This window comes from Streptosporangium sp. G12 (genome assembly GCF_052983175.1).
In genome coordinates this window covers 1-22,737 of sequence record NZ_JBRIQO010000057.1, presented here as the reverse complement: position 1 = coordinate 22,737, position 22,737 = coordinate 1, and the positions used below count along the sequence as shown (strand labels likewise).

The following is a 22,737-nucleotide window of genomic DNA, read 5'->3' as shown; positions in this document are numbered from 1 at the left end:
CGGAAACGGGGAACGCTCCGGCGCAAGCCGGAAGCTGCCTGAGAGCGCGCTCACCACAGCACACTCACAAGCAACGGCATCAGGCGCCCCAGCCCGCCTGGGCGCCGCCGACCCGGTCGGCGGCGATCTTCTCGAAGTAGCCCGACCTGGCGTACGCCGCCATCGGGTCGGGGTCCAGCCCCAGCTCGGCGCGCACCTCGGCCAGCAGGGGCCGCACGTCGGTGTTGTAGGCGTCCATGACGACCGCGTTGGCCCCGAGCACGTCCCCGGCCGACTGCGCCTTCGCCAGCGCCTCCCGGTCCACCAGCAGCGCCTTGGCCGTGGCCTCCTGCACGTTCATCACCGACCGGATCTGCCCGGCGATCTTCGGCTCGATGTTGTGGCACTGGTCCAGCATGAACGCGACGTCCTCGGTGAACCCGCCCCCGCCGATCACCTCGACCATGATGCGGAACAGCTGGAACGGGTCGGCCGCCCCCGCCATCAGGTCGTCGTCGGCGTAGAAGCGGGAGTTGAAGTCGAAGCCGCCCAGCTTGCCCTCGCGCAGCAGGAACGCCACGATGAACTCGATGTTGGTGCCCGGCGCGTGGTGGCCGGTGTCGACCACCACCTGCGCCTTGGGGCCCAGCTTCAGGCAGTGCGCGTACGCCGTCCCCCAGTCGGGCACGTCGGTGGCGTAGAACGCGGGCTCGAACAGCTTGTACTCCAGCAGGAAGCGCTGGTTCTCACCCAGCCGCTCGTACACCCGGCCCAGCGCCTCGGCCAGCCGGTCCTGGCGGGCGCGGATGTCGTCCTGGCCGGGGTAGTTGATCCCGTCGGAGAACCACAGCTTCAGCGTGTCGGAACCGGTGGCGTCCATGATGTCCACGCAGTCCAGCAGATGCGCGAGGGCCTTGGCCCGCACCCGCGCGTCCGGGTGGGTCACGCTGCCCAGCATGTAGTCGTCGTCCTGGAACACGTTGGAGTTGATCGCCCCGATCCGCACCCCCAGTTGCGACGCGTGCGCGGCCAGCGCGGCGTAGTCGTCGACCCGGTCCCACGGGATGTGCAGCGCCACCTGCGGCGCCACCCCGGTGAACGCGTGCACCTGCGCGGCGTCCGCGAGCTTCTCGAACGGGTCTCTCGGCACCCCCCGCTGCGCGAACACCTTGAACCGCGTGCCCGAGTTGCCGTACGCCCACGACGGGGTCTCGATGACCTGCGCCCGCAGCGAATCCTTGATCATGAATCGGTCCCCGATCAGTTGAGGTGGAAGACTTCCTCGAGCGCGACCATGCCCTCGTCGGGGCGGCCGTCGAGGCTCTCGAAGAACGGCGCCATCTCGGCCTGCCACCGGGCGTTGACCTCGGTCGCGGCCATGGCCTCGCGGGCGGCCTCGAAGTCCTCGGTCTCCAGGTAGCCCACCAGCAGCCCGTCCTCCCGCAGGAAGAGCGAGTAGTTGTGCCAGCCGGTCGCGCTCAGGGCGTCGAGCATCTCCGGCCACACGGCGCGGTGGCGCTCGCGGTACTCCGCCAGGCGCTCCGGCCGCACCTTCAGCAGGAAGCAGACACGCTGCATGGGATGGCCTTTCTCGGCGCGGCCCGCGTCCCTCGGGGCACGGGCCGCGCCCGGACGTCAGAAGTCGAACTGGTCGATGTTGGAGGCGTCGAAGGTGAACGGCGGGCCGAGGATGATCTCCCCGTCCTTGCCGATCGTCCGCTCACCGAGTTTGCCGGCCTTCAGGACCTCGCCCTCGGCTCCGGTGATCTGCCCGGAGGCCAGCGCCGCCGCCGCGTACGAGGCCAGGTAGCCCAGGTCCTTGGGGTTCCACAGCGCGAACTTCTCGACGGTCTTGTCCTTGATGAACTGGCGCATCTGGTTGGGGGTGCCCAGCCCGGTCAGCACGACCTCGCCCTTGTACTTGGACCCGGAGATGTAGCGCGCCGCCGCCGAGATGCCCACCGTGGTCGGCGAGATGATCCCCTTCAGGTCCGGGTACGCCTGCAGCAGGCCCTGGGTCTCCTGGAAGGACTTCTGGTCGTCGTCGTCGCCGTAGGCGACCTTGACCAGCTTCATGTCCTTGTACTCGGGCTTGCCGAGCTCGTCCTTCATGAACTCGATCCAGGTGTTCTGGTTGGTCGCGTTCGCCGTCGCCGACAGGATCGCCACCTCGCCCTTGCCGCCGATCAGCTCCGACAGGAGCTTCACCTGGCTGCGGCCGATCTCCTCGGAGTTGGCCTGGTTGATGAACAGGTCGCGGCACTCCTTGGAGGCGTCGGAGTCGTAGGAGACGATCTTCGTCCCCTTGGCCCGCGCCTGCTGCAACGGCCCGCACACCGCGTTGGCGTCGTTGGCCGCGATCAGGATCGCGTCGTGCCCCTGCTGGGTCAGCGTGTTGATGTACGACACCTGAGAGGAGGCCGACGCGTCGGAGGGGCCGACCTCCTTGGCCTCCGCCTTGAACTCCGCGGCCGCCTCGATCCCCGCCTTGTCCACGATCGTCTCGTACGGGTTGTTGATCTGCTTCGGCAGGAAGGCGAGCTTCAGCCCTTCCTCGATCGGCGCGTTCGGGTCGGCCTTCGCCGGGGCGGAGGACGCGGGGGCCGCCGGGGCGGCGGAACTCGCCGAGTCCTTGGTGGTGCCGCCGCCGCAGGCCGCGAGCGCGATCGACAGCAGACCGGCCACCATCGCGGCGGGAACGGACCTTCGCGAAACAGTGAACATGAGCGCTTCCTCAGGAAGTGGGGGGTGGTCGGACTCCTACGAAAAAACGATTTAACCGGTTGAGCTGGACAGTAGAACCAAGCTTCGGTAGGTGTCAATGGCACATGAACGTGCCGTTTCCTTAGCGTTACACGACCTCCACCTCCGGCGGCCCGGCTCCTCCGGGCAGGCCCGCCGGGTCCGCGGCCCGGCAGCAGAGCCGCCATCCGTTGCCACGTTTTAACCTTTCCGGCACCCGGCGGGGCGTGGCACGGCCGGGAACTCCCCAGTTCGCGGCACGCCGCACGGAATCCGGGCGGCCGTTCCATCGGACGCCGCTCCCCGGGCTCCCGGCCCCCTCGGCCCGCAATCCGACGAGCCTTTTGCCAATCAAGCTGGGAAATTGTGTGAATTGCCAGCCTTTGTAGCTGTCGCGGAAGTCCATCCGAGCACCGCGACCCCGTACGGGAAACGCGTGTGAGCACTATGACGCAGACGGCCGCCCGAATGGCCGCTTACATAAAGGGCGTCGGCAGTTCACAGATCAGAGAGGCATCACCATCATGTCGCGTAAGCGTCGCAACATCACCGCCCTGGCACTGACGCTGGCCGGGCTGGCGACCACCGCCGTCCTCGCGTCCCCCGCTCACGCGGCCGGGGCCACCGTGACGGTGGGATCGTTCGGGAACATGTCCGTCGTGGGCACGACCGGGAACGACAGCATCGACATCAACCTGTTCAACGGCAAGATCAACGTGACCTCCAGCCTGCACTCGGTGACCGCGGGCGCCGGATGCACCCAGCAGGGGCCCAACACGGCCTCCTGCTCCGGGGTCTCGACCATCATGGTCAACGTCAGGTCCGGCGAGGACACCGTGCGCAACAACACCTCCCTGTTCGCCGAGATCTTCGGCTCGGCCGGTCTCGACCGCCTTTCCGGCGGTTCCGGCCGCGACATCCTCGTCGGCGGCACCGGCAACGACGTCCTGACCGGCAACGGTGGCAACGACACCACCGACGGCGGGCCCGACGTCGACACCTGCAACGGAGAGACCGAGGAGAACTGCGAGCTGTAGCGGAGGTCGCCTGGCCGCACGGGAGCAGGCCAGGTCGGGGGCGGGTGACGGCACCGCGGGGGCGGTGCCGCCACTCGCCCCGGGACCGTGACACGCGGGACCGGTGCCGTCACGCGGCCCGGCACGTCCCCCCGCGACCCGGGCGCACCCGGGTCGCGGGGGGACGCTATTTTCCGAACATGACGATCGCCCGTTCACTGCTGTTGTTCGCGCTGGCGGCCGTCGCCGAGATCGGCGGCGCCTGGCTGGTCTGGCAGGGGGTCCGCGAGCAGCGGGGGCTGCTGTGGATCGCCGCGGGGGTCGTCGCGCTGGGGGCGTACGGGTTCGTCGCCGCGTTCCAGCCCGACGCGAACTTCGGCCGGGTCCTGGCCGCCTACGGCGGGGTGTTCATCGCCGGATCCCTGCTGTGGGGGATGCTGGCCGACGGCTTCCGTCCCGACCGGTGGGACCTGATCGGCGCGGGCGTGTGCCTGGCGGGGGTCGCTCTGATCATGTACGTCCCGCGCGGGTGAAGCGGGAGAAGCCATCGTGAAAGGGCCGCGGGAAAGGCTCGCGTGGCCGATCCCGGAGAGAAAGGCGAATCCACCGATAGTTTCACCCACCATTTCTGATATATCCCCCGTATCAGGAAAGTCTTTCCGGTTACCCTTGGACCGTGCCCGTCTATGTGGCCGTGGATCTCGGACCTGAGAGCGGCCGGGTATTGACCGGCGAATTCGATGGTGAACGGCTCGCGGTGCGGGAAGTACACCGCTTCGCCAACCGGCCCGTCCGCGTTCTCGACGGCCTGTACTGGGACGTGCTTGGACTTCTCACCCAGGCCCGCGGGGGCATCGCGCTGGCCGCCTCCCGTGGCCGCCTCACCAGCGTGGGCGTGACCGCCTGGGGCGGTGACTTCGCGCTCCTCGACCGCACCGGGCGGCTGCTGGCCAACCCCCGCCACCACCTCGACCCCTACACCTCCGGCCTGGCGGGTCTCGTCTCCTGGCAGGACCACTACGAGCTGACCGGCGTGCGCCCCGGACCCGGCACCACCGCCTGCCAGTTGCTGGCGCACGCCGGGTCCCCGCTCCTGGAGGCCGCCGACCACCTGGCGATGATGCCGGACCTGTTCACGCTCTGGCTGAGCGGCGAGATGCTCACCGAGCGGACGATCGCGAGCACCAGCCAGCTGCTGGACGCCAGGACCGGCCGGTGGGCGGACAGCCTCCTCACCCGCCTGGGCCTGCCCGGCCACCTGTTCGCCCACCGGCTCTCCGAGCCCGGCACGGTCGCCGGGCCGCTGCGCGGCGAGAGCGGGAGCGGCGGGGGCGGCCGGATCAGCCGGAACGGGAGAGGTCCCGGCGCGACCGTGGTCGTCGCGGTGGCCGGCCACGACGCCGCCTCCGCGGCCGCGGCGCTTCCCGTCTCCTCCGGCTCGGTCGGCCACATCTCCTGCGGCCCCCGCTCGCTGGCGGGGCTGGAGCTCGACGCGCCGGTCACCAGCCGGGCGGCCAGGCTGGCGGGCTTCACCAACGAGGGCGGTGTCATGGGGACCGTGCGCTTCACCCGCGCCCTCAACGGCCTGATGCTGCTCCAGGAGTGCCGCAGGGCCTGGGGGGTGCGCGTCTCGTACGCGGATCTGGTCGCCGAGGCCGCCGCCGCGCCCGCGTTCGGCCCCCTGATCGACCCCGGCCACCCGTGGTTCCTCGAACCGGGTGACATGCCGGCCAGGATCGCGGCCTACTGCCGGTCGACCGGCCAGGCGCCGCCCGACGGCCGCGCGCAGACGGTGCGCTGCGTCCTGGAGAGCCTCGCGTGCTCCTACCGGTGGGCCCTGGAGCAGGCCGAGTTCCTCAGCGACCGGCGGGTGGAGGCCGTGCACCTCGTGGGGGGCGGGGCCGCCAGCGCCACGCTCTGCGGGCTCGTCGCCGACTTCGCCGGGCGGCCGGTGCTCGCCGGCCCGGTGGAGGCGACCGCCGTGGGAAACCTGCTGGTCCAGGCGATGGCCGACGGCCGCCTCGGCTCCCTCACCGAGCTGCGCGAGGTGGTCCGCCGCTCGTTCAGGCCCCGGCCGTTCACGCCCTGCCCGCAGCGGGAGCCGTACGAGATCGCCTACTCCCGCTACCGGCGGCTGGCCGGCGTCGACGGGTTCTGGGACGGCGCGGAGGCCGGGCCGGACACCGTCCACCGGGCGCGCCCGGCCCGTCACGCGGCGTCGGCTCCACCGGCGGAGCCGACGGGGCCGGCAGGACCGGCGGGGCCGACGAGTTCGACGGCCTCAGTGGGACTCGCGGGCGACCGCGTCACCGCTGGAGCCGACGAGGAAGTCGAGGTCGGCACCCCGGTGGGCCTGCATCACGTGGTCGACGTAGAGGCGTTCCCAGCCCCGTGACGGCGCGGCGAAGGCCGCCCGCATGACCTCCGAGGGGTGCCGCCTGGCCAGGTCCTCCGGCGGGATGTCGAGGTCCAGGCGCCTGGCCTCGACGTCCAGGATGATCGGGTCGCCGGTCCGCACCAGGCCGAGCGGGCCGCCCGCCGCGGCCTCGGGCGCCACGTGCAGGACCACCGTGCCGTACGCCGTGCCGCTCATCCGGCCGTCGCAGATCCGCACCATGTCGCGCACCCCGCGTTCCAGGAGCCTGGCCGGCATGGGCATGTTGGCCACCTCCGGCATCCCCGGGTAGCCCTTGGGGCCGCACCCGCGCAGCACGAGCACCGAGGAGGCGTCCACGTCGAGGTCGGGGTCGTCGATCCGCGCGTGCATGTCCTCGATGCTGTCGAAGACCAGGGCCCGGCCCCGGTGGCGCATCAGCTCGGGCGAGGCGGCGGCGGGCTTGATGACGGCCCCGGACGGCGCCAGGTCGCCGTACAGGACGGCGATGCCCGCGGCCTCCTGCAGCGGCTGGCCGCGCGGGCGGATGACGCTCTCGTCCCAGATCCGCGCGTCGTCCAGATGATCGGCCAGCGGCCTGCCGGTCACCGTCAGCGCTTCCGGGTCCAGCAGGTCGCGCACCTCGCGCAGCACGGCCAGCAGCCCGCCCGCGCGGTGGAGGTCCTCCATCAGGTGGCGGCCCGCCGGTTGCAGGTCGACCAGGAGCGGCACCCCCGCGCCGGTGCGGTCGAAGTCGTCGAGGGAGAGCTCGACGCCGAGCCGTCCCGCGATGGCCAGCAGGTGCACCACCGCGTTGGTGGATCCGCCGACGGCGGCCAGCGCCACGATGGCGTTGAGGAAGGACCCCCTGGTCAGCAGGGCGCTGGGGCGCAGATCCCGCTCGACGAGCTCGACGGCGAGCCGCCCGGTCTCGTGTGCACCCTCCAGCAGGCGGCTGTCGGGGGCGGGCGTGCCCGCCAGGCCGGGGACGGTGGTGCCGAGCGCCTCGGCGACGCAGGCCATGGTGGAGGCGGTGCCCATGGTGTTGCAGTGGCCCCTGCTGCGGATCATCGACGACTCCGAGCGCAGGAACGCCTGCTCGGTCAGGGTGCCCGCGCGGACCTCCTCGCTGAGCCTCCACACGTCCGTGCCGCAGCCCAGCTGCACGCCGCGGAAGGTGCCGGTGAGCATGGGCCCGCCGGGGAGCACCACGGCGGGCAGGTCGACCGAGGCCGCGGCCATCAGCAGGGACGGGATGGTCTTGTCGCAGCCGCCCAGCAGCACCACGCCGTCGATCGGGTTGGCCCGCAGCATCTCCTCGGTCGCCATCGCGGCCATGTTGCGCCACAGCATCGCGGTGGGCCTGACCAGCGTCTCCCCCAGCGAGACGACCGGCAGGTTCATCGGGACGCCACCGGCCTCCCAGACGCCCCGCTTGACGCTCTCGGCCACCTCGTCGAGATGGGAGTTGCACGGCGTGAGGTCGGAGGCCGTGTTGGCGATCGCGATGTGCGGCCGGCCGTCGAAGGCGTGCGAGGGCAGCCCTCGCCGCATCCAGGCCCGATGAATGTATGCGTTGCGGTCGGTTCCCGCGTACCACTGCGAACTACGCCGGTCCGCCGTCACGTTCTCAGCCCCATTTGCCGAACGGTAGTCTACGGAACCCGATTCTTGTACCTCCGGCCTCGCCCGGCGGGCGTCTGGAAGGTTCCACCCGTGAGAGCGTTCGTCGTGACCGGGCCTCGCCGATTCGCCGTGCTGGACGTCGAGCCGCCGGTTCCCGGTCCCGGGCAGGTCGTGGTCGACGTGGAGCGGGCCGGGGTGTGCGGCACCGACATGGAGTTCTTCAGCGGCGAGATGGCCTACATCGAGGAGGACAACGCCCGCTATCCCATGCGGCTCGGCCACGAGTGGTGCGGGACGGTCTCCGCCGTCGGCGAGGGCGTCGACGACGGCTGGATCGGCACCCGCGTCACCGGCGACACCATGCTCGGCTGCGGCAGGTGCCGCCGCTGCCTGGGCGGGCTGCAGCACGTGTGCGAGGACCGCTTCGAGATCGGCATCCGGGGCGGGTGGCCGGGCGCCCTCGCCGAGCGGCTTCCCGTGCCGGTCACGGCGCTGCACGTCCTGCCGGACACGGTCGACGCGGTGGCCGGGGCCATGGTCGAGCCGGGCGGCAACGCGCTGCGGGCCGTCGAGGCCGCGGCCCTCGCCCCCGGCGACCGGCTGCTGGTGCTGGGGCCGGGGACGATCGGCCTGCTCGCCGCCCGGTTCGCCCTGGCGCACGGGGCCGAGGTCCACATCATGGGCCTGTCGGAGCCGTCGCTGGAGTTCGCCCGCACCCTCGGGGTGCACGGGGCGTGGACCTCGGACCGGCTTCCCGATCTCCCGTTCGACGCCGTCGTCGACGCCTCCAACGCCCCCGGCCTGCCCTCCCTCGCCGTCGACCTGGTGGAGCCGGGCAAGCGGGTGGTCTACATCGGCCTGGCGCCGACCCCCAGCGCCGTCGACACCCGCGTGCTGGTGCTCAAGGACGTCACGGCCGTCGGCATCCTGAGCGCCTCGCCCGGCCTGGCGGGGGCGATCGAGCACTACGCCTCGGGCTCGGTGGACCCCCGGCCGCTGGTGGCGGCCGTCGTCGGGCTCGACGGGGTGGGCGAGATCCTCTCCGGCTCCCGCCCCTCGGGAGCCGGCCCCGGCCCCAAGATCCACGTCGACCCCCGGGTTTGATCCGGTTCCGCTGAGGTTTCCCCCTGCCAGGTTTCGACGGTGGCCAGGCGGCTATCTAGCCGTCCTGGCCCTGTCGGTCCCAGGACGACCAGGGCACTTCCCGGCCACGCACGGCCGGCGGACACTTCGAGGTGGCAGGACGCCCCCGCCCGCCGATCCGACGGCGGCCTCCACGACCGTTCCGCGGGAGGACCCGCGGCGAGGAACGGCCGTGGCGGGCGGGGGACGACCGGCTGCGGGACTCCGGCACGCGGCCGATCCCGCGCGCGAAAACCGTGAAGATCATGAAAAACCGTTGAGAGGACCGATAATGCCGACGTCACTACCCGGTGGAGACCTGAAGCTCGCCGAGGACCTCACCCTCAGCCGGATGGGTTACGGGGCCATGCAGCTCGCGGGCCCCGGCGTGTGGGGACCCCCGCGGGACCGCGAGGAGGCGATCGCGGTGCTGAGGGAGGCGGTCGAGCTGGGGATCACCCACATCGACACCAGCGACTACTACGGCCCGTACGTCGTCAACGAGATCATCCGTGAGGCCCTGCACCCCTACCCGGAGGACCTGCGCATCGTCACCAAGGTCGGGGCCCGGCGCGCCCCCGACAAGTCCTGGCCGCCGGCCCTGTCCCGCGAGGAGCTGGTCACCGCCGTCCACGAGAACCTCGAACGTCTCGGGCTCGACGCGCTCGACGTCGTCAACCTCCGAGTCGGCGGGATGACGGACCCCATCCCCGGTTCGATCGCCGAACCGTTCACCGTGCTCGCGGAGCTGCGGGAGCAGGGCCTCATCCGGCATCTCGGCGTCAGCGGCGTGTCACCGGAGCAGCTCACCGAGGCGCGGTCGATCGCCCCGGTCGTGTCGGTGCAGAACTTCTACAACCTGGCCCACCGCGCCGACGACGAGCTCGTCGACCGGTGCGCCCGCGAGGGCATCGCCTACACGCCCTTCTTCCCCCTCGGCGGGTTCAGCCCCCTGCAGTCCGGCGTCCTGGACCGCGTCGCCACCCGGCTCGGCGCGACTCCCCTCCAGGTCGCCCTCGCCTGGCTGCTGCACCGCTCGCCCACCGTCCTCCTCATCCCCGGGACGTCGTCGGTGGCCCATCTCCGGGAGAACGTCGCGGCAGCCGGTATCGAGCTGCCCGCCGACGCCCTCAAGGAGCTCGACACGATCGGCGGGTGACCGCCGCCGCGCCGCCGGAGGAGGCTCTCAGCCCTTCAGGCCGGTGTGGGCCAGGCCCTCGATGAACTGCCGTTGCGCGAGCACGAACACCACCAGCACCGGCAGGGCGGTCATCGAGGCGGCGGCGAGCTGGACGTTCCACATCGGCCCGCCGTAGGCGTCGACGAACTGGGTCAGCGCCTGCGGGAGGGTGAACCTCTCCGGCGAGGAGAGGTACACGATGGGTTCCAGGTAGAGGTTCCAGCTGTGCAGGAACGTGAAGATCGCGACGGTGCCGAGCGCGGGCCGGGCCAGCGGCAGCGCGACCCTGTAGAAGGTGCCGAACCGGCCGAGCCCGTCCACCCGGGCGGCCTCCTCCAGCTCCCCGGGCAGGCCGATGAAGAACTGCCTCATGATGAAGGTGGCGAGCACCCCGGGCGCGCCGAGGATCGGCACCAGGATCAGCGGCCAGTGGGTGTCGGTCAGCCCGAGCCCGTGGAACATCTGGAACAGCGGGACGATCGTGACCTCGCTCGGGATGAGCAGCCCGAGCAGCACGACGACGAACAGGACGTTCTGGCCGGGGAAGCGGATGCGCGCGAAGGCGTACCCGGCCATGGCGGCCACCGCCATCGTGCCGGCCGTGACGACCAGGGCGATGTAGAGGCTGTTGAGGTACTGGCCCGCGAAGGGCTGCAGCCGGAAGACCTGCCCGTACGCCGAGAAGTCCCAGTCGGCGGGCAGCAGTCTCGGCGGGAAGGCGAAGATCTCGCTGACCGGTTTGAGCGACGAGGTGACCATCCACCAGGTCGGGAAGACGAACGGCACGCACAACACGCACAGCAGGCCGTAAAGGAGCGTCTTCCGCCGCACCGGTATCTCACGTTTCATTGAAGACCCACCTTCTGCGCATCCGCCACTGCACGACGGTGAGCAGCGCCACGATCGCGAACAGCAGGACCGACAGCGTCGCGCCGTACCCGAAGTGATGGAACTGGAAAGCCTGCTGGTACAGGTAGTAGACGAGGACGGTCGTCGACATGCCGGGGCCGCCCTGGGTGAGCACCGCGATCTGCGCGAACACCTGCAGCGACCCCACCACGGTGATGATCGAGGTGAGCAGGATGGTCGGGCTGATCAGGGGGACGGTGATCCGCAGGAAGCGGGTCCCGGCCCCGGCGCCGTCCAGCTCGGCGGCCTCGTAGAGCTGGGCCGGCACCCCCTGGAGGGCGGCCAGGAACAGCACCATGTTGAGACCGACGTTCTTGAGGACCTGGACGACGACCACCGAGAGCATCGCCGTGCCCTCGCCGCGCAGCCAGTTGGGGCCGTCGGCCCCGGCGACGGCGAGCAGGCCGTTGAGGCCGCCGTCGTCCTGCAGCAGGAACTGCCACACGATCGTCCAGGCGACCAGCGAGACCACCACGGGCGAGAAGAACACCGTACGGAAGAAGGTGGTCCCGCGCAGCCGCTGGTTGAGCAGGATCGCCAGGACGAGGGCGAGACCGAGGTTGAGCACGACCAGGCCGACGGAGAACAGGGCGGTTCCCCCCAGCACCTCGCGCAGGTTGGCGTCGGCGAGCAGCCTGTCGTAGTTCTCCCCGCCGACGAACTCGAAGGTCCCGGCCAGCACGTTCCACTCGTGGAGGCTGTACCACAGGACGAGCCCGAGCGGCAGGAGCACGAACAGCAGGCTGCCGAGGAGTTGCGGGGCGACGAGCAGGTACCCGACCAGGTTGTCGCGGCGGCGCACGGTCCAGAACGCGCGGTCCCCGCCGTTCCCGGGAGCCCGGCGAACCGGGCCGGCGCCCCCCGCGGCCCGCCCGCCGGGGGCCGGCCGGGCGTCGGCCCGGCCGGTCACCGCGGATCCGGAATGTGACGCGGCCACGTCACGCGCCCAGCATCGGCTGGATCTTGGCGCACACGCCGCCCAGCACGGCCCTGACGTCGGCGCCGGGCTGCCAGAGCGGGTCGAGCGCGGCCCGCACGGTCTGCGACAGCTCCGCCTGGCCGGTGTGGTTGGGCTTGACGACGCCCTTCTCGATGCCGCCGATCACGACCTTCTGCAGCTGGTCGGGCTTGAGCAGCGGGTTGCTCCTGGCCATGGTGTCCGCGGTGAGCTGGGAGGCCCGGGGCGGCGGGAAGTAGGCGGCGAGCCTGGCCGAGTTGGCGGGGTTGGTGAAGAAGGCGAGGAAGTCGGTGGCCGCCGCCGCGTTGGCGGACTTCCTGAAGACGCCCAGGCCCGCCTGGCCGATCACCGAGTACTCGCCCTTGGGCCCGGCGGGCAGCGGGACGAGGTCCCAGCCGAACTTCGCGTCCTGCAGGAGCGAGGCGCGGGAGATCTGGGTGATGGTCATCGCCGAGTCGCCCGCGAAGAAGTCGGCCGTGGTGCCGGGGCCGGGGAAGGCCTTGTCGGTGAAGATCGACCTGTGCAGGAACGTCATGGCCTCGACCATCTCGGGGCTGTCGAACCCGCAGGTCCTGCCGTCCTCGCTCCAGGCCCGGGCGCCCCAGCCGCCCCACACCGTGGCGAGGTTGTCCCAGCCCTTGTAGTCGAAGTCGCGGACGACCATGCCCGCCTTGCCGGTCTTCGAGGCGACCGCGGCGTTCTGGGCGGCGACCTTCTCCCAGGTCCAGGTGCCGTCCTCGATCATCTCGGCGGGGGTCTTCTGGCCCGCCTTCTTGAGCAGGTCGGTGTTGACGAACACGCCGAACGGCGAGGTGGAGAACGGGTAGGCGTACAGCTTGCCCTCGGCCTGCCAGAGCTTGACCGCCGACGGGGTGAGATCGTCGAACTCGTACCCCTGGATTTTGCCCAGCGTGTCGTCGAGCGGCGCCAGCGCGCCGGAGGAGACGAAGTCGGGCGCGGAGCTCTCCAGGATCCAGGCCAGGTCGGGGGCGTTGCCGCCGGCGATCTGGGTGGTCAGGGTGGTGGTGTAGCTCTCGAAGGGGATGGGGTCGAACGTGATCTCGCCGACGTCGGGGTGCGTCTTCCTGTACTCGGCGGCGATCTCGTCGAACAGCTTCAGGTGGGCCTCGTTGGAGGTCCAGATCGTCATGCGCAGCGGCTGCGGGCCCTGCGCGGCGGGGGTGGTCCCGCCTCCCGCGCCTCCCCCGCCGCACGCCGTCAGGGTGAGCAGCGCCGCCAGCGCGACGGCCGCGGGCTTTCCGAATGGTTTCATGATCCGATCTCCTTGCTGGGAATCCCCCGGCGGTCGTGGTGGGTGACCGGTCGCCCGGCCGGTGCCGCTCGTGCTGCCGGTGACCGGTCAGTAACCGGTCACCTGCGGCCAGCGCAGCTCGACGCCGTCGCGGGTGAGCCGCCGCTGGAAGCCGGCGAGCAGGCCCTCGTCCTCGCGTACGGCGTGCGGGGTGGTGGCGTTGTCCAGGCAGAAGGCCGCGAGGGCGCCCGCGGCCTCGCCGACGTTCCACTCCACCGGGTGCAGCCGGTAGGCCCCGTTGGTGATGTGGGTGGTGCCGATGTTCTTGGACGCGGGCAGCAGGTTGGTCATCCGCTGCGGGACGAGCGCGCCGAGGGGGATCTCGAACGGCGAGCTCGCCACGTCGATGTAGTTGTCGCCCCCGGTGGAGGGGTGCAGGTCGATGCGGTACATCCCCACCCCGACGGAGTCGGCGTAGCTCACCGCGCCCTTGTCGCCGCGCACCGCGAGCGACAGGTCCTGCTCGGCCACGGTGTACAGGGCGCGGACGCGGCGCGACTCGCGGATGTAGGGGGCCTGGGCCAGCCCGCCCTCGCCGCCGCCGGTGACGTCGCCGCGCAGGCGCAGGCCGGGAAAACCGGTCCCGCCGTCGGCGCGCGGCGCCTCGGTCTGCATCCAGTACAGCACCGAGCGGGACAGCTCCCGGGCGGCGGCCACGTGCGCGGCGGCGTCCGGCACGTCGATGACCGGGCCCTCCAGGTAGTCGATCATCGGCCAGTTGACCAGGGTGATGTCGCTGTCGTAGGCGCCGTCGGCGAAGTTGCGCCGCGCGGCGATCCTGCGGAACGTCCACAGGTTCGCGTCGCCGGGGTTGAGCCGCTGGTCGGCCTCCACCAGCAGCGGGTCGTCGTCCGGGTTGGGGGTGAAGGAACGTTCCACGATCTCCAGGGTCCTGGGGTGCGGGCAGCGCCAGGACAGCAGCCGGTCGCCCCAGAAGCGGGGCTGGTAGCTCTTCCAGAACTCGTAGGCGGCGGGCCTGTCGATGGTGTGGTCGCCGTCGACGTGGTCGATCGCGAAGCACACCGAGACGGCCTGCATGTTCATCGGCTGTGCCTCGGCGGGCGCGCTCGGCTCCCCGGTGTCGCCCTGCGACTCGAACCCCGTCACGTACTCGGTGCCGGTCAGCGGCAGCAGCTCACCCTTCTCGGTGGCGTCCAGCACGTACGGCGCGACGGCCGTGACCTCCCCTCCCCCGCTCCGGTGCTCCAGGCGCACGGCCCGCACCCGGTCGCCGTCGACCTCCGCGCCGACCGGTCGGTACGGCTGCAGCACGCGCAGCCGCCCCGAACCCCGGTACGGCGCGAGCATGGCCTCGATCACCGCGACCGCGACGCGCGGCTCGTGGCACAGGCGGCTCACGTGCCCGGCGCCCGGGTTCAGCTCCCGCCAGGCCCGCGACCGCGCGGTCAGCGGGTAGTGGTCGCGGTAGTAGCCGCGGATGCCCTCGCGCAGCGCTCGGTAGGAGGCCGTGACGCCGAACCGCTCCACCCAGGAGTGCTCGTCGGGCGGCACGGCCTGGCTGGTCAGCTGCCCGCCGAGCCAGTCGTACTCCTCGGTCAGGATCACGGTGCGCCCGGCCCGCAACAGCGCCAGGGCGGCGGCGACGCCGCCCAGCCCTCCGCCGACGACCACCGCGTCCGCCGATATCTCCACCACGTCGGGGGTCTCTCCCGTCATCGTCGTTCCCGCTGCCTTCTCGCCGTTCCCGGCGCTCTCGCCGCTTGCGGCGCTCTTGGTGGTCTCACTGCCGGTCAGCTCCGGACCGGCGCGAGCGTGGATCCCTCGACCAGCTCGCAGGCCAGCAGCTCCTGCGGCGTTCCCCCGCCGCTCTCCAGCACCTCCGCCAGCAGCTCGACGGCCCTGCGGCCCATCTCCTGCCGGGGGATGCGGAACCCGGTGAGGTCGACGTCGACGCGGACGGGCCTGGTCGGAGCGCCCAGCGCGAGGATCGACAGGTCGCCGGGGATCGTGAGGCCCCGCTCGCCCGCCGCGTGCATGATCGCCACGGCGTCGGCGGGCTCCTCGACGAAGGCCGCGGTCACCCCGGTGGCCGACAGCTCCCCCAGGATCTCCTCGGGGGTCCTGCCGATCACCGGCACGTGCGACCCCTCGGCCCCGACGGCGGCCACCGCCTCGCGGAAGCCGCGCATGCGGTCGGCCGGCGACTCGGCGCCCGCCCCGGTGCCGACGTAGGCCAGCCTCCGGTGGCCGAGCCCCGCCGCCCGGTCGACCAGGGCCCGCACCGCGGGCGAGTAGTCGGCGCCCACGTACGGCACCGGGGCGCCCGCGTCGTCGCGGCGGCCGATGGAGACGAAGGGGATGCCCTCCGCCAGCAGCCGGGCCAGGTCGTCGCGGTCGACGGCGCGCCCGAGGAGCACGCAGCCGTCGGCCAGCCGCACCCGGCTGTCCTCGTTGAAGATCCGGCGCCGCTCCCCCGCGGCCTTGGCGCTGGTGAAGAGCAGCAGGTCGCAGCCCATCTCCTCGGCGCACTCCTCGATGCCGAGCAGGAAGGGATGGTAGAAGTCGGCGCTCGCGGTCGGGAAGACCGCCTCGTAGGTGAAGACGCCCAGGATGCGGTTGCGCCGCTCGGCGAGCCGCCGGGCGATCGGGTCGGCCACGTATCCGGTCTCCCTGATCACCCTCAGCACCCGCTCGCGCGTCTCCGGGGCGATGCGGACCTCGGCGTCGGTCCGGTTGTTGAGGACGAGCGACACCGTCGTCTGGCTCACCCCCGCGATGCGGGCGATGTCCTGCTGGGTGAGTCGGCGGCCGGCGGAGGTCACGATCCGTAGCGTCCCATCTGCTGATAATGCGCATTAGCGAGGTTGGGACGTCATCCTGCAATCAGCCACCGGATCCTGTCAAGAGCCGAGTGCCAGGATCATGAAATGGAAATTTCGCCGGTGATAATCCGTATTAGCGCCTTGACGGGCGAGCATGGCTGGCCGAACCTTTGCGATCAGAGAGATGTCCTCACCATCACTCACGGTGAAAGTTGTCGCGAAGGGACGGTCAATGTCTGAACCCCTCCTGGACCGCCGCGGACTCCTGCGCGCGGCGGTCGGCGCCGGTGTGGCCGGCGGTCTCGGGCTCGCCCTCCCCGGGGCGGCCACGGCGGCGATCGCGGAGACGTCCGCGCCGGCCGGTACGGCGGCCGCGCCGGGACCCGCCGGATTCCCCGACTACCAGTACATCGGCACACCGTTCGACAAGGCGAGCCTGCGCTACAACCCGACCAACGAGCTGATCTTCCCCTGCATCCGGGGCATGTACGACAAGATCGCCGGCCCGCTGGGACGCTACTACCTCTACTACGCCCCGCACGACGCGCCCGGCGGCATCTGCCTGGCCTACGGCGACTCGCTCGGCGGCCCGTTCACCGAGTATCCGAACAACCCGATCATCTCCAACACCTGGTCACCGCACTACTCGGTGAGCCACGTCTCGTCGCCGCACGTCATCTGGAACGCCGCCGACCGGCGGTTCCACATGTACTTCCACGGCGAGAACAACACCACCCGGATGGCCTGGTCGACCGACGGCGTGCGCTTCACCTACCACGGCACGGTGCTGACCACCGCGATGATCCCCGGATCGACGGAGACCTCCTACGCCCGGGTCTTCGAGCACGCGGTCCCGGGGCTGGGCAACAGGTACGTCATGCTCTTCATGGGCGTCACCGGCGGTTCCCGCAAGATCTTCTGGGGCTGGTCGTCCAACGGCGGGGACTGGCGGTTCGACCCGGCCCCGCTGGTCTCGCCGGGACCCGACGGGCAGAGCGACCTGTCCGGGCCGCACCTGCTCAAGCGCAACGGCACCGCGTACGCCGTCTACCACGGCAACAGCGGGAACATGTTCCTCACCGAGGTGGGCAACGCCTTCGACCGGGAGGTCCACCTCGGCGTCTTCCACCGGCCCCTGGCCGGCGCCCCCGACGGGGGACGCAGCGCGGCGCCCTCCTTCGGCACCGACGGCGGCGTGGAGTACATGTTCTACGAGGCGGGCCAGCGGAGCGGGTCGACGATCGCCGTCGCCCGCGCCGTCTAGGAACGCGCGCCCCCGGACGGTTCGCCCCGGCGCGACCGTCCGGGCCGGGCTCGCACGACCCGGCCCGGAACCCGCCGAGCGCCACGCGACCCGAGGGGCGAGCCGCCGGACGTCCCCGGGAAACCCGGGAAAGGGGCCTTCCCGCGGCGGTGGGAGCATGGAGGCATGAACGTGGTGGTACTGTCCGACACCCACGCGCCCCGGCGGTGGAAGTCGTGCCCGCCGGCCGTGGCCGAGCACCTGCGGGGCGCGGACCTGATCCTGCACGCGGGCGACGTCTGCGTCGCCGGGGTGCTGGACGAGCTCGCCGCCTACGCCCCGGTGCGCGCGGTCAAGGGCAACAACGACGGGCCGGACGTGGTGGCCCCCGAGACGCTCGAACTGGATCTGGGCGGGCTGCGCGTGGCGATGATCCACGACAGCGGCGCGGCCCAGGGGCGGCTCGCCCGGATGCGGCGCCGGTTTCCCGAGGCCGACCTGGTGGTGTTCGGGCACTCCCACATACCGCTGGACCACGGCGACGCCGGGTTCCGCATCTTCAACCCCGGATCGCCCACCGACCGCCGCCGCCAGCCCCACGGCACCCTGGGCACCCTGCGCGTCGAGGAGGGCCGCCTCGTCGAGGCGAGAATCGTCCCCGTCACCTGACCCGCCGGCGACGCGGGGACCGCGAGCGGCCCTCCGGGGGGCGGGGGCGGCCGACGCGCCCGGTCCGCGAGACGAAATACCCGGCGCCCACCGGCGCCACCGTCGCCGGTTGCCGATTCATCACCTTCCATCACGGTGCGCGGCACGATATACACGTGTTACGCACCGGTTAATTGCTCTTCGAGACAAATAAAGCACCGAGCACCATGGCAACCAGCGCGGCGGCGCGCGCCTTGCCTGACTTACCCCCCAGGTCAGGAAAGGATCCTCATGTCACAACGTTCTCGACTCTGGAGCCGGCTACTCTCCACGACGCCCTCCAGCGCGGACGACACTCCGGCGGCTCCGGCGCGGCGATCCCCGGAGACGACGGCCGGGCGAAGGTTCGCCCGAGCCGGCCTGGCGACCGTCGTGGCCGCGGCGGCCGGCACGGCCGCGTTCGTTCCCACGGCCGCCCAGGCCGCCGACCCCGCCTACCAGGTGCTGGTCTTCTCCAAGACGGCCGGCTTCCGGCACGACTCGATCCCCGCGGGCCTCCAGGCGATCCGCGACCTGGGCTCGGCCAACAACTTCACCGTCACCGCCACCGAGGACGCGGGAGCCTTCACCGCGTCCAACCTGGCGCGCTTCAAGGCGGTGGTGTTCCTCAGCACCACCGGTGACGTGCTCAACGGCACCCAGCAGACCGCCTTCGAGTCCTACGTCAACGGGGGCGGCGGCTACGTCGGCATCCACGCCGCCGCCGACACCGAGTACGACTGGCCGTACTACGGCAACCTGGCGGGCGCCTGGTTCAAGGGGCACCCGGCCATCCAGCAGGCGACGGTCAGGACCGAGGACCGCGCGCACGCGGCCACCGCCCACCTGGGTCCGGCCTGGTCGAGAAGCGACGAGTGGTACAACTACCGCACCAACCCGCGCAACAGCGCCCGGGTGCTGCAGAACCTCGACGAGGGCAGCTACAGCGGCGGCGACATGGGCGACCATCCGATCACCTGGTGCCGCCCGATGGCGTCCGGCCGCTCGTTCTACACCGGGCTCGGGCACACGGCGAGCTCCTACACCGAGACGGGCTTCCGGTCGCTGCTGCTCGGCGGCATCCGGTACGCGGCCGGGACGGCCAAGGCCGACTGCCGCCCGGAGACCGGCTACACGAGCCTGTACAACGGCTCGACCACCGGCTGGACGCAGAGCGGCCCGGGTGGCTTCACCAACACCGACGCCACCCTCACCTCCACCGGAGGCATGGGCGTGCTGTGGTACTCGGCGAAGAAGTACTTCTCCTACTCGCTGAAGCTGGACTGGCGGGTCGCCGGGGACGACAACTCGGGCGTCTTCGTGGGCATGTCGGCCTCCGACCCCATGAACACCTCCAAGGGGTACGAGGTCCAGATCGACGCCACCGACGCGGTAGACCGCACCACCGGGTCCATCTACGCGATCAAGGCCGCCGACATCGCGGCCCGCGACGCGGCCCTGAACCCGCCGGGCGCGTGGAACACCTACGAGCTCCTCGTCCAGGGCGAGCGGCTCCAGGTCTTCCTCAACGGCGTCAAGATCAATGACTTCACCAACACCGACCCGGCCCGCAGCATCCGCGAGGGGCACATCGGCATCCAGAACCACGGCACGGGCGACGACGTCTCCTTCCGCAACGTCCGGATCAAGGAGCTGGGCGGCACCGGCCCGATCCAGACCACGGCCGAGGCGGAGTCCTACACCTCGAACTCGGGCGTGCAGATCGCCGACCACGGCCCGGCCAGCGGCGGCAGGACCGCCGGGTTCATCGAGAACGGCGACTGGGTCGGCTACTCGTCGATCAGCACGGCGGGCGCCACCGCCTTCGGCGCCCGCATCTCCTCCGCCGGATCCGGGGGCACCATCCAGGTCCGCTCGGGATCTGCCACCGGGACCGTCCTCGGCTCGGTCGCCGTGCCGAACACCGGAGGCTGGGAGACCTTCCAGAACGTCTCCACCCCCCTGACCGGGTCGGCCTCGGGACCGCTGTTCCTCACCTTCACCGGCGGCGGCGGGTTCCTGTTCGACGTCGACACCCTCACCCTCACCAGGTGAGCCGCGGTTCGTGACGCGCCGTCCCGGCGCGCCACGAACCCTGCCCGGCCCGGAACCCGGTGATCCACCCGGCCGGAGGCGGCGCCGGCGGGGGTCCGGAAAGCCCCTCCCCGGCCGTCCGCCGTGGCCGTCAGACGACCAGGTCGGCGAGACGGTCGACCTGGTCGGGGTCACGGGCCCAGCAGTAGAGCATCACCTCGTCGGCGCCGAGGTCCGTGAACGCGCCGATCGCGTCACGGATCCGCTCCGGCGTGGTGAGCATGTTCTCGACGACCCGGGTGGTGTCGCCCAGGAAGCCGTAGTAGGAGGTGATCGCCTCCGTGGCGTCCCGGACGGTGTTCTCGGGGCCGAGGGCGACGTTGACCTGCGCGACCATGCGAGGCCGTCCGTACCGTCCCGCCTGGGTCCAGGACCTCTCGACGTCGCGCATGAGCCCGTCGGCCATGCCGGCGGGCGCGGCGCACAGGTACCCGTCCCCCCATTGGGCGACGCGCTCCACGGAGGCGGGGGCGAAGGCGCCGATCAGGATCTCCGGGCCGCCCTCGCGGACGGGAGCCGGGCCGATCGGGCCGACCTCCTCGCTGTAGGGCTCACCGGACCAGACGCGCCGCAGCGTCGCCAGCTGCCGGTCGAGCCGGTGCCCGCGTCCCCGGACGTCGACCCCCGCGGCAAGGTAGTCGTCCTGGCGTGTCCCGATCCCGACGCCGAGGGTGAAACGGCCGCCGGACATGCGGTCCAGGGTCACGGCCTGCTTGGCGAGCAGCACCGACTCGCGAAGGGGACCGAGCAGCACCTCGGTCTGTACGCGGATCCGCGAGGTGGCCCCCGCGATGGCCGCCAGCGTGATCAGGGGCTCGGGGTTCGAGTAGACGAGACGGTCGAGCAGGCCGAGGGTGGTGAAGGGGCCGGCGTCGGCACGCCGGGCCCAGGAAAACAGCGACAAAGGATCGCTGATGGGCAAACCAAGACCTATGTTCATGGAATCCAACCTCCAGAAGGGCATGCGATGGGAACTGCCGCCCTTCCAGCACCGGACACGGTCACCGTGCGCGGCGCGCTCCCGTACTGCGACGTCTTTCCGGGGAGCGCGATCCTTGGAGTGCCACCATTCTACCCACCACCGCATCTCCTCCCCCACCCCAGCTCACACCCGCACGGGTTCCGCGGGTACGCCCACCCGCGCGCTGTGCCGGAGGAAACCGCCGCCCTGCAGTACGAGGATGAGCACGCCCGTGGCGGCCAGCGCCGCCCACAGGCCGGCCAGCCCCCAGGCCGCCGTCACCGGAGCCGCCGCCAGAGCGAGCAGGCCGTACCCCGCCACGGCCGACCCGAGGCCCCAGGCCGGGCGCCTGAGCCCGGTCAGGCCGGCGGACATCGCGATCCCGCAGCTGTTCGCGGTGGCGTAGAGGGCCAGCAGCGGCACCAGCGTGAAGGCCAGGGCCAGCACCTCCGCGTCCGAGGTGAACAGACCGATCACGAAGGTGCCGAAGAAGGTCAGCACGAGTGCGCCCGCGACCGCTCCGGCGGCCGCGAGCAACAGCGCCACCCGGTTGACCAGGCGGGCGGCGGCGGGAGAGGTGGCTCTGGCGATCTCCGGCGCCGACGCCTGGCCGACGGCGAAGGCGGTCAGCGCCAGGAACTCGGCCAGCGGTCTGAGGATCGCGTGTGCGGCCGCCCCCTGCGCGCCCGTCCGCGCGACGACGTAGGTCAGGCTGCCCAGGACCGTGAACTTGATCAGCACGGTGGCGGACAGCGGGATGCCCACCCGGGCCATGCTCAGGATCTCGCGTGACCGGGGGCGTCCGGGCCACAGCGGCTGCCCGGCCAGTCCGGGGACGCGCAGCAGGCAGACGTTCGACACCGTCACGGCGACGGCCGTGGAGACCACCAGCGCGATGCCGGCGCCGTGGACGCCCAGCCTGGGCACGAGGGCGACGAGCAGGGCCACCTCGGCGGCCGTGCTCGACAGGCTCGACCAGAGCACCTGCCGGCTGCGGCCCAGCGCGACCAGCGTCGCGTTGGCACCGCCGCCCGCGGACAACAACAGCACGTTCAGCGCCAGGAGCGGCGGCAACATGCCGAACTCGGCCGTCACCTCGCCGGGTACCCCGCTCGCCCGCGCGATCAGCGGGACGCAGAGCACGACACCGGCACCCGCCGTACCGAGCGCGACGGTCAGCCAGCGCGCGTCACGCAGGATCGGCAGCGCCTCGACCGGGTTCTCCCGATGGGGCGCCACGAACGGTGTCATGCCGCGCAGCCCGGCGGCCACCGCGGCGGTGACCGGGTTGAGGACGGCACCGGCGAGCGCGAAGGCGGCCAGCGCCGCCGTCGCCCGGTGGCCGAGCAGGGCGGTGCTGACGAGCTGGGCGATGATCCCGGCACTCATGGACAGGAAAAGGGGAACGGCCGCGCTCAGGATGGCGCGATGAGGAGAGGACATGAACACAAAATCCCGGGGGGTCGCCCGCCCGGGATGCATGATCAGTATACCACCCGGTTCGCGTGACGATCGCCGAGCCGGTCACGGCTCCGATCATGAGCGGCGTCGCGCCGCCGCCGTCATCGTCTCGGCCGGTCCACCTCGCGCAGGCCCCTGCGAAGAGATCGCCACGCGGCTGATCCGAGCTCGCCGACCAGAGGAGCCGTCTCCGGCCCCTGATCAGATGAAGGGGCCGACGAGGGCGGCGAACTCCTCAGGGCCGACGATCCGCACGCCCAGGCTCTCGGCCTTGGCCCGCTTGGAGCCCG

19 protein-coding genes are annotated in these 22,737 nt (G+C 71.6%); 8 read left to right on the top strand and 11 right to left on the bottom strand.

Annotation, left to right across the window (positions count from 1 at the left end):
- Nucleotides 1-79: 79 nt before the first annotated feature.
- Genes rhaI through rhaS form a run of 3 tightly spaced genes read right to left on the bottom strand, consistent with a single transcriptional unit; the run spans nucleotide 80 to nucleotide 2,703 of the window.
- Nucleotides 80-1,225 carry an L-rhamnose isomerase gene (gene rhaI / locus ACVCAG_RS44855; RefSeq protein WP_440088524.1) on the bottom strand — a complete coding sequence of 382 codons (1,146 nt, stop codon included), beginning with the start codon at nucleotides 1,223-1,225 and terminating at the stop codon, nucleotides 80-82.
- A gap of 14 nt (nucleotides 1,226-1,239) precedes the next feature.
- Nucleotides 1,240-1,557 (bottom strand): L-rhamnose mutarotase, encoded by a 318-nt coding sequence (locus ACVCAG_RS44850; RefSeq protein WP_440088522.1) that lies wholly within the window; start codon nucleotides 1,555-1,557, stop codon nucleotides 1,240-1,242.
- Between the two features lie 57 nt (nucleotides 1,558-1,614).
- Entirely contained in the window at nucleotides 1,615-2,703 is a 1,089-nt protein-coding gene (gene rhaS, locus ACVCAG_RS44845; protein WP_440088521.1) for a rhamnose ABC transporter substrate-binding protein, read from the bottom strand.
- Nucleotides 2,704-3,245: 542 nt separating this feature from the next.
- On the opposite strand from rhaS, the gene ACVCAG_RS44840 reads away from it, so the two are divergent.
- The 3 genes from ACVCAG_RS44840 to ACVCAG_RS44830 all read left to right on the top strand — a co-directional run bounded on the left by ACVCAG_RS44840 (nucleotide 3,246) and on the right by ACVCAG_RS44830 (nucleotide 6,132).
- A complete protein-coding gene (locus tag ACVCAG_RS44840; RefSeq protein WP_440088520.1) occupies nucleotides 3,246-3,758 on the top strand; it encodes a calcium-binding protein in 513 nt (170 codons plus the stop codon).
- 179 nt (nucleotides 3,759-3,937) lie between these two features.
- Complete coding sequence (locus ACVCAG_RS44835; RefSeq protein WP_362694554.1) at nucleotides 3,938-4,270, top strand: YnfA family protein; 333 nt, start codon at nucleotides 3,938-3,940, stop codon at nucleotides 4,268-4,270.
- Nucleotides 4,271-4,413: 143 nt separating this feature from the next.
- Nucleotides 4,414-6,132, top strand: a complete 1,719-nt coding sequence (locus ACVCAG_RS44830) for an FGGY-family carbohydrate kinase (RefSeq protein ID WP_440088519.1) — start codon at nucleotides 4,414-4,416, stop codon at nucleotides 6,130-6,132.
- Here the strand turns inward: ACVCAG_RS44830 and ACVCAG_RS44825 are convergent.
- Complete coding sequence (locus ACVCAG_RS44825) at nucleotides 6,019-7,737, bottom strand: dihydroxy-acid dehydratase (protein WP_440088518.1); 1,719 nt, start codon at nucleotides 7,735-7,737, stop codon at nucleotides 6,019-6,021. The two genes, ACVCAG_RS44830 and ACVCAG_RS44825, sit on opposite strands and share 114 nt — an antisense overlap.
- 90 nt (nucleotides 7,738-7,827) lie before the next feature.
- Here ACVCAG_RS44825 and ACVCAG_RS44820 point away from each other — a divergent pair, with 90 nt between their 5' ends.
- Both ACVCAG_RS44820 and ACVCAG_RS44815 read left to right on the top strand, forming a co-directional pair.
- Complete coding sequence (locus ACVCAG_RS44820) at nucleotides 7,828-8,841, top strand: alcohol dehydrogenase catalytic domain-containing protein (RefSeq protein WP_440088517.1); 1,014 nt, start codon at nucleotides 7,828-7,830, stop codon at nucleotides 8,839-8,841.
- A 310-nt stretch (nucleotides 8,842-9,151) separates the two neighbouring features.
- Nucleotides 9,152-10,018 carry an oxidoreductase gene (locus ACVCAG_RS44815; RefSeq protein ID WP_440088516.1) on the top strand — a complete coding sequence of 289 codons (867 nt, stop codon included), beginning with the start codon at nucleotides 9,152-9,154 and terminating at the stop codon, nucleotides 10,016-10,018.
- A 27-nt stretch (nucleotides 10,019-10,045) separates the two neighbouring features.
- Here the strand turns inward: ACVCAG_RS44815 and ACVCAG_RS44810 are convergent, their stop codons facing one another.
- The 5 genes from ACVCAG_RS44810 to ACVCAG_RS44790 form a co-directional block, all read right to left on the bottom strand.
- Nucleotides 10,046-10,888 (bottom strand): ABC transporter permease subunit, encoded by an 843-nt coding sequence (locus ACVCAG_RS44810; protein WP_440088514.1) that lies wholly within the window; start codon nucleotides 10,886-10,888, stop codon nucleotides 10,046-10,048.
- Entirely contained in the window at nucleotides 10,878-11,858 is a 981-nt protein-coding gene (locus ACVCAG_RS44805; RefSeq protein WP_447191600.1) for a carbohydrate ABC transporter permease, read from the bottom strand. Before ACVCAG_RS44805 ends, ACVCAG_RS44810 begins: the two co-directional genes overlap by 11 nt.
- 28 nt (nucleotides 11,859-11,886) lie before the next feature.
- Nucleotides 11,887-13,179, bottom strand: a complete 1,293-nt coding sequence (locus ACVCAG_RS44800; RefSeq protein ID WP_447191599.1) for an ABC transporter substrate-binding protein — start codon at nucleotides 13,177-13,179, stop codon at nucleotides 11,887-11,889.
- 87 nt (nucleotides 13,180-13,266) lie between these two features.
- Nucleotides 13,267-14,895, bottom strand: a complete 1,629-nt coding sequence (locus ACVCAG_RS44795; protein WP_447191598.1) for an FAD-dependent oxidoreductase — start codon at nucleotides 14,893-14,895, stop codon at nucleotides 13,267-13,269.
- Between the two features lie 74 nt (nucleotides 14,896-14,969).
- Nucleotides 14,970-16,001, bottom strand: a complete 1,032-nt coding sequence (locus ACVCAG_RS44790; protein ID WP_440088509.1) for a substrate-binding domain-containing protein — start codon at nucleotides 15,999-16,001, stop codon at nucleotides 14,970-14,972.
- A 232-nt stretch (nucleotides 16,002-16,233) separates the two neighbouring features.
- Here ACVCAG_RS44790 and ACVCAG_RS44785 point away from each other — a divergent pair, with 232 nt between their 5' ends.
- The 3 genes from ACVCAG_RS44785 (at nucleotide 16,234) to ACVCAG_RS44775 (ending at nucleotide 19,986) form a co-directional block, all read left to right on the top strand.
- Nucleotides 16,234-17,265, top strand: coding sequence for a hypothetical protein (locus tag ACVCAG_RS44785; RefSeq protein WP_447191597.1), 1,032 nt, complete (start codon nucleotides 16,234-16,236; stop codon nucleotides 17,263-17,265).
- 165 nt (nucleotides 17,266-17,430) lie between these two features.
- Nucleotides 17,431-17,913: a YfcE family phosphodiesterase gene (locus tag ACVCAG_RS44780; RefSeq protein ID WP_440088506.1), complete on the top strand. Its 483-nt coding sequence runs from the start codon at nucleotides 17,431-17,433 to the stop codon at nucleotides 17,911-17,913.
- Between the two features lie 270 nt (nucleotides 17,914-18,183).
- Nucleotides 18,184-19,986 carry a ThuA domain-containing protein gene (locus ACVCAG_RS44775; RefSeq protein ID WP_440088505.1) on the top strand — a complete coding sequence of 601 codons (1,803 nt, stop codon included), beginning with the start codon at nucleotides 18,184-18,186 and terminating at the stop codon, nucleotides 19,984-19,986.
- Nucleotides 19,987-20,116: 130 nt separating this feature from the next.
- Here ACVCAG_RS44775 and ACVCAG_RS44770 read toward each other — a convergent pair whose 3' ends face one another.
- Entirely contained in the window at nucleotides 20,117-20,929 is an 813-nt protein-coding gene (locus ACVCAG_RS44770; RefSeq protein WP_440088503.1) for an LLM class flavin-dependent oxidoreductase, read from the bottom strand.
- Nucleotides 20,930-21,130: 201 nt separating this feature from the next.
- Nucleotides 21,131-22,429: an MATE family efflux transporter gene (locus ACVCAG_RS44765; RefSeq protein WP_447191596.1), complete on the bottom strand. Its 1,299-nt coding sequence runs from the start codon at nucleotides 22,427-22,429 to the stop codon at nucleotides 21,131-21,133.
- Between the last annotated feature and the right edge of the window lie 308 nt (nucleotides 22,430-22,737).

Bases quoted from the DNA above. Each gene is read 5' to 3' on its own strand.
- ACVCAG_RS44775 (WP_440088505.1), top strand. From the start codon at position 18,184: ATGTCACAACGTTCTCGACTCTGGAGCCGGCTACTCTCCACGACGCCC.
- ACVCAG_RS44850 (WP_440088522.1), bottom strand. From the start codon at position 1,557: ATGCAGCGTGTCTGCTTCCTGCTGAAGGTGCGGCCGGAGCGCCTGGCG.
- ACVCAG_RS44815 (WP_440088516.1), top strand. From the start codon at position 9,152: ATGCCGACGTCACTACCCGGTGGAGACCTGAAGCTCGCCGAGGACCTC.
- rhaI (WP_440088524.1), bottom strand. From the start codon at position 1,225: ATGATCAAGGATTCGCTGCGGGCGCAGGTCATCGAGACCCCGTCGTGG.
- ACVCAG_RS44800 (WP_447191599.1), bottom strand. From the start codon at position 13,179: ATGAAACCATTCGGAAAGCCCGCGGCCGTCGCGCTGGCGGCGCTGCTC.
- ACVCAG_RS44810 (WP_440088514.1), bottom strand. From the start codon at position 10,888: ATGAAACGTGAGATACCGGTGCGGCGGAAGACGCTCCTTTACGGCCTG.
- ACVCAG_RS44840 (WP_440088520.1), top strand. From the start codon at position 3,246: ATGTCGCGTAAGCGTCGCAACATCACCGCCCTGGCACTGACGCTGGCC.
- ACVCAG_RS44835 (WP_362694554.1), top strand. From the start codon at position 3,938: ATGACGATCGCCCGTTCACTGCTGTTGTTCGCGCTGGCGGCCGTCGCC.
- ACVCAG_RS44780 (WP_440088506.1), top strand. From the start codon at position 17,431: ATGAACGTGGTGGTACTGTCCGACACCCACGCGCCCCGGCGGTGGAAG.
- rhaS (WP_440088521.1), bottom strand. From the start codon at position 2,703: ATGTTCACTGTTTCGCGAAGGTCCGTTCCCGCCGCGATGGTGGCCGGT.
- ACVCAG_RS44785 (WP_447191597.1), top strand. From the start codon at position 16,234: ATGTCTGAACCCCTCCTGGACCGCCGCGGACTCCTGCGCGCGGCGGTC.
- ACVCAG_RS44765 (WP_447191596.1), bottom strand. From the start codon at position 22,429: ATGTCCTCTCCTCATCGCGCCATCCTGAGCGCGGCCGTTCCCCTTTTC.
- ACVCAG_RS44795 (WP_447191598.1), bottom strand. From the start codon at position 14,895: ATGACGGGAGAGACCCCCGACGTGGTGGAGATATCGGCGGACGCGGTG.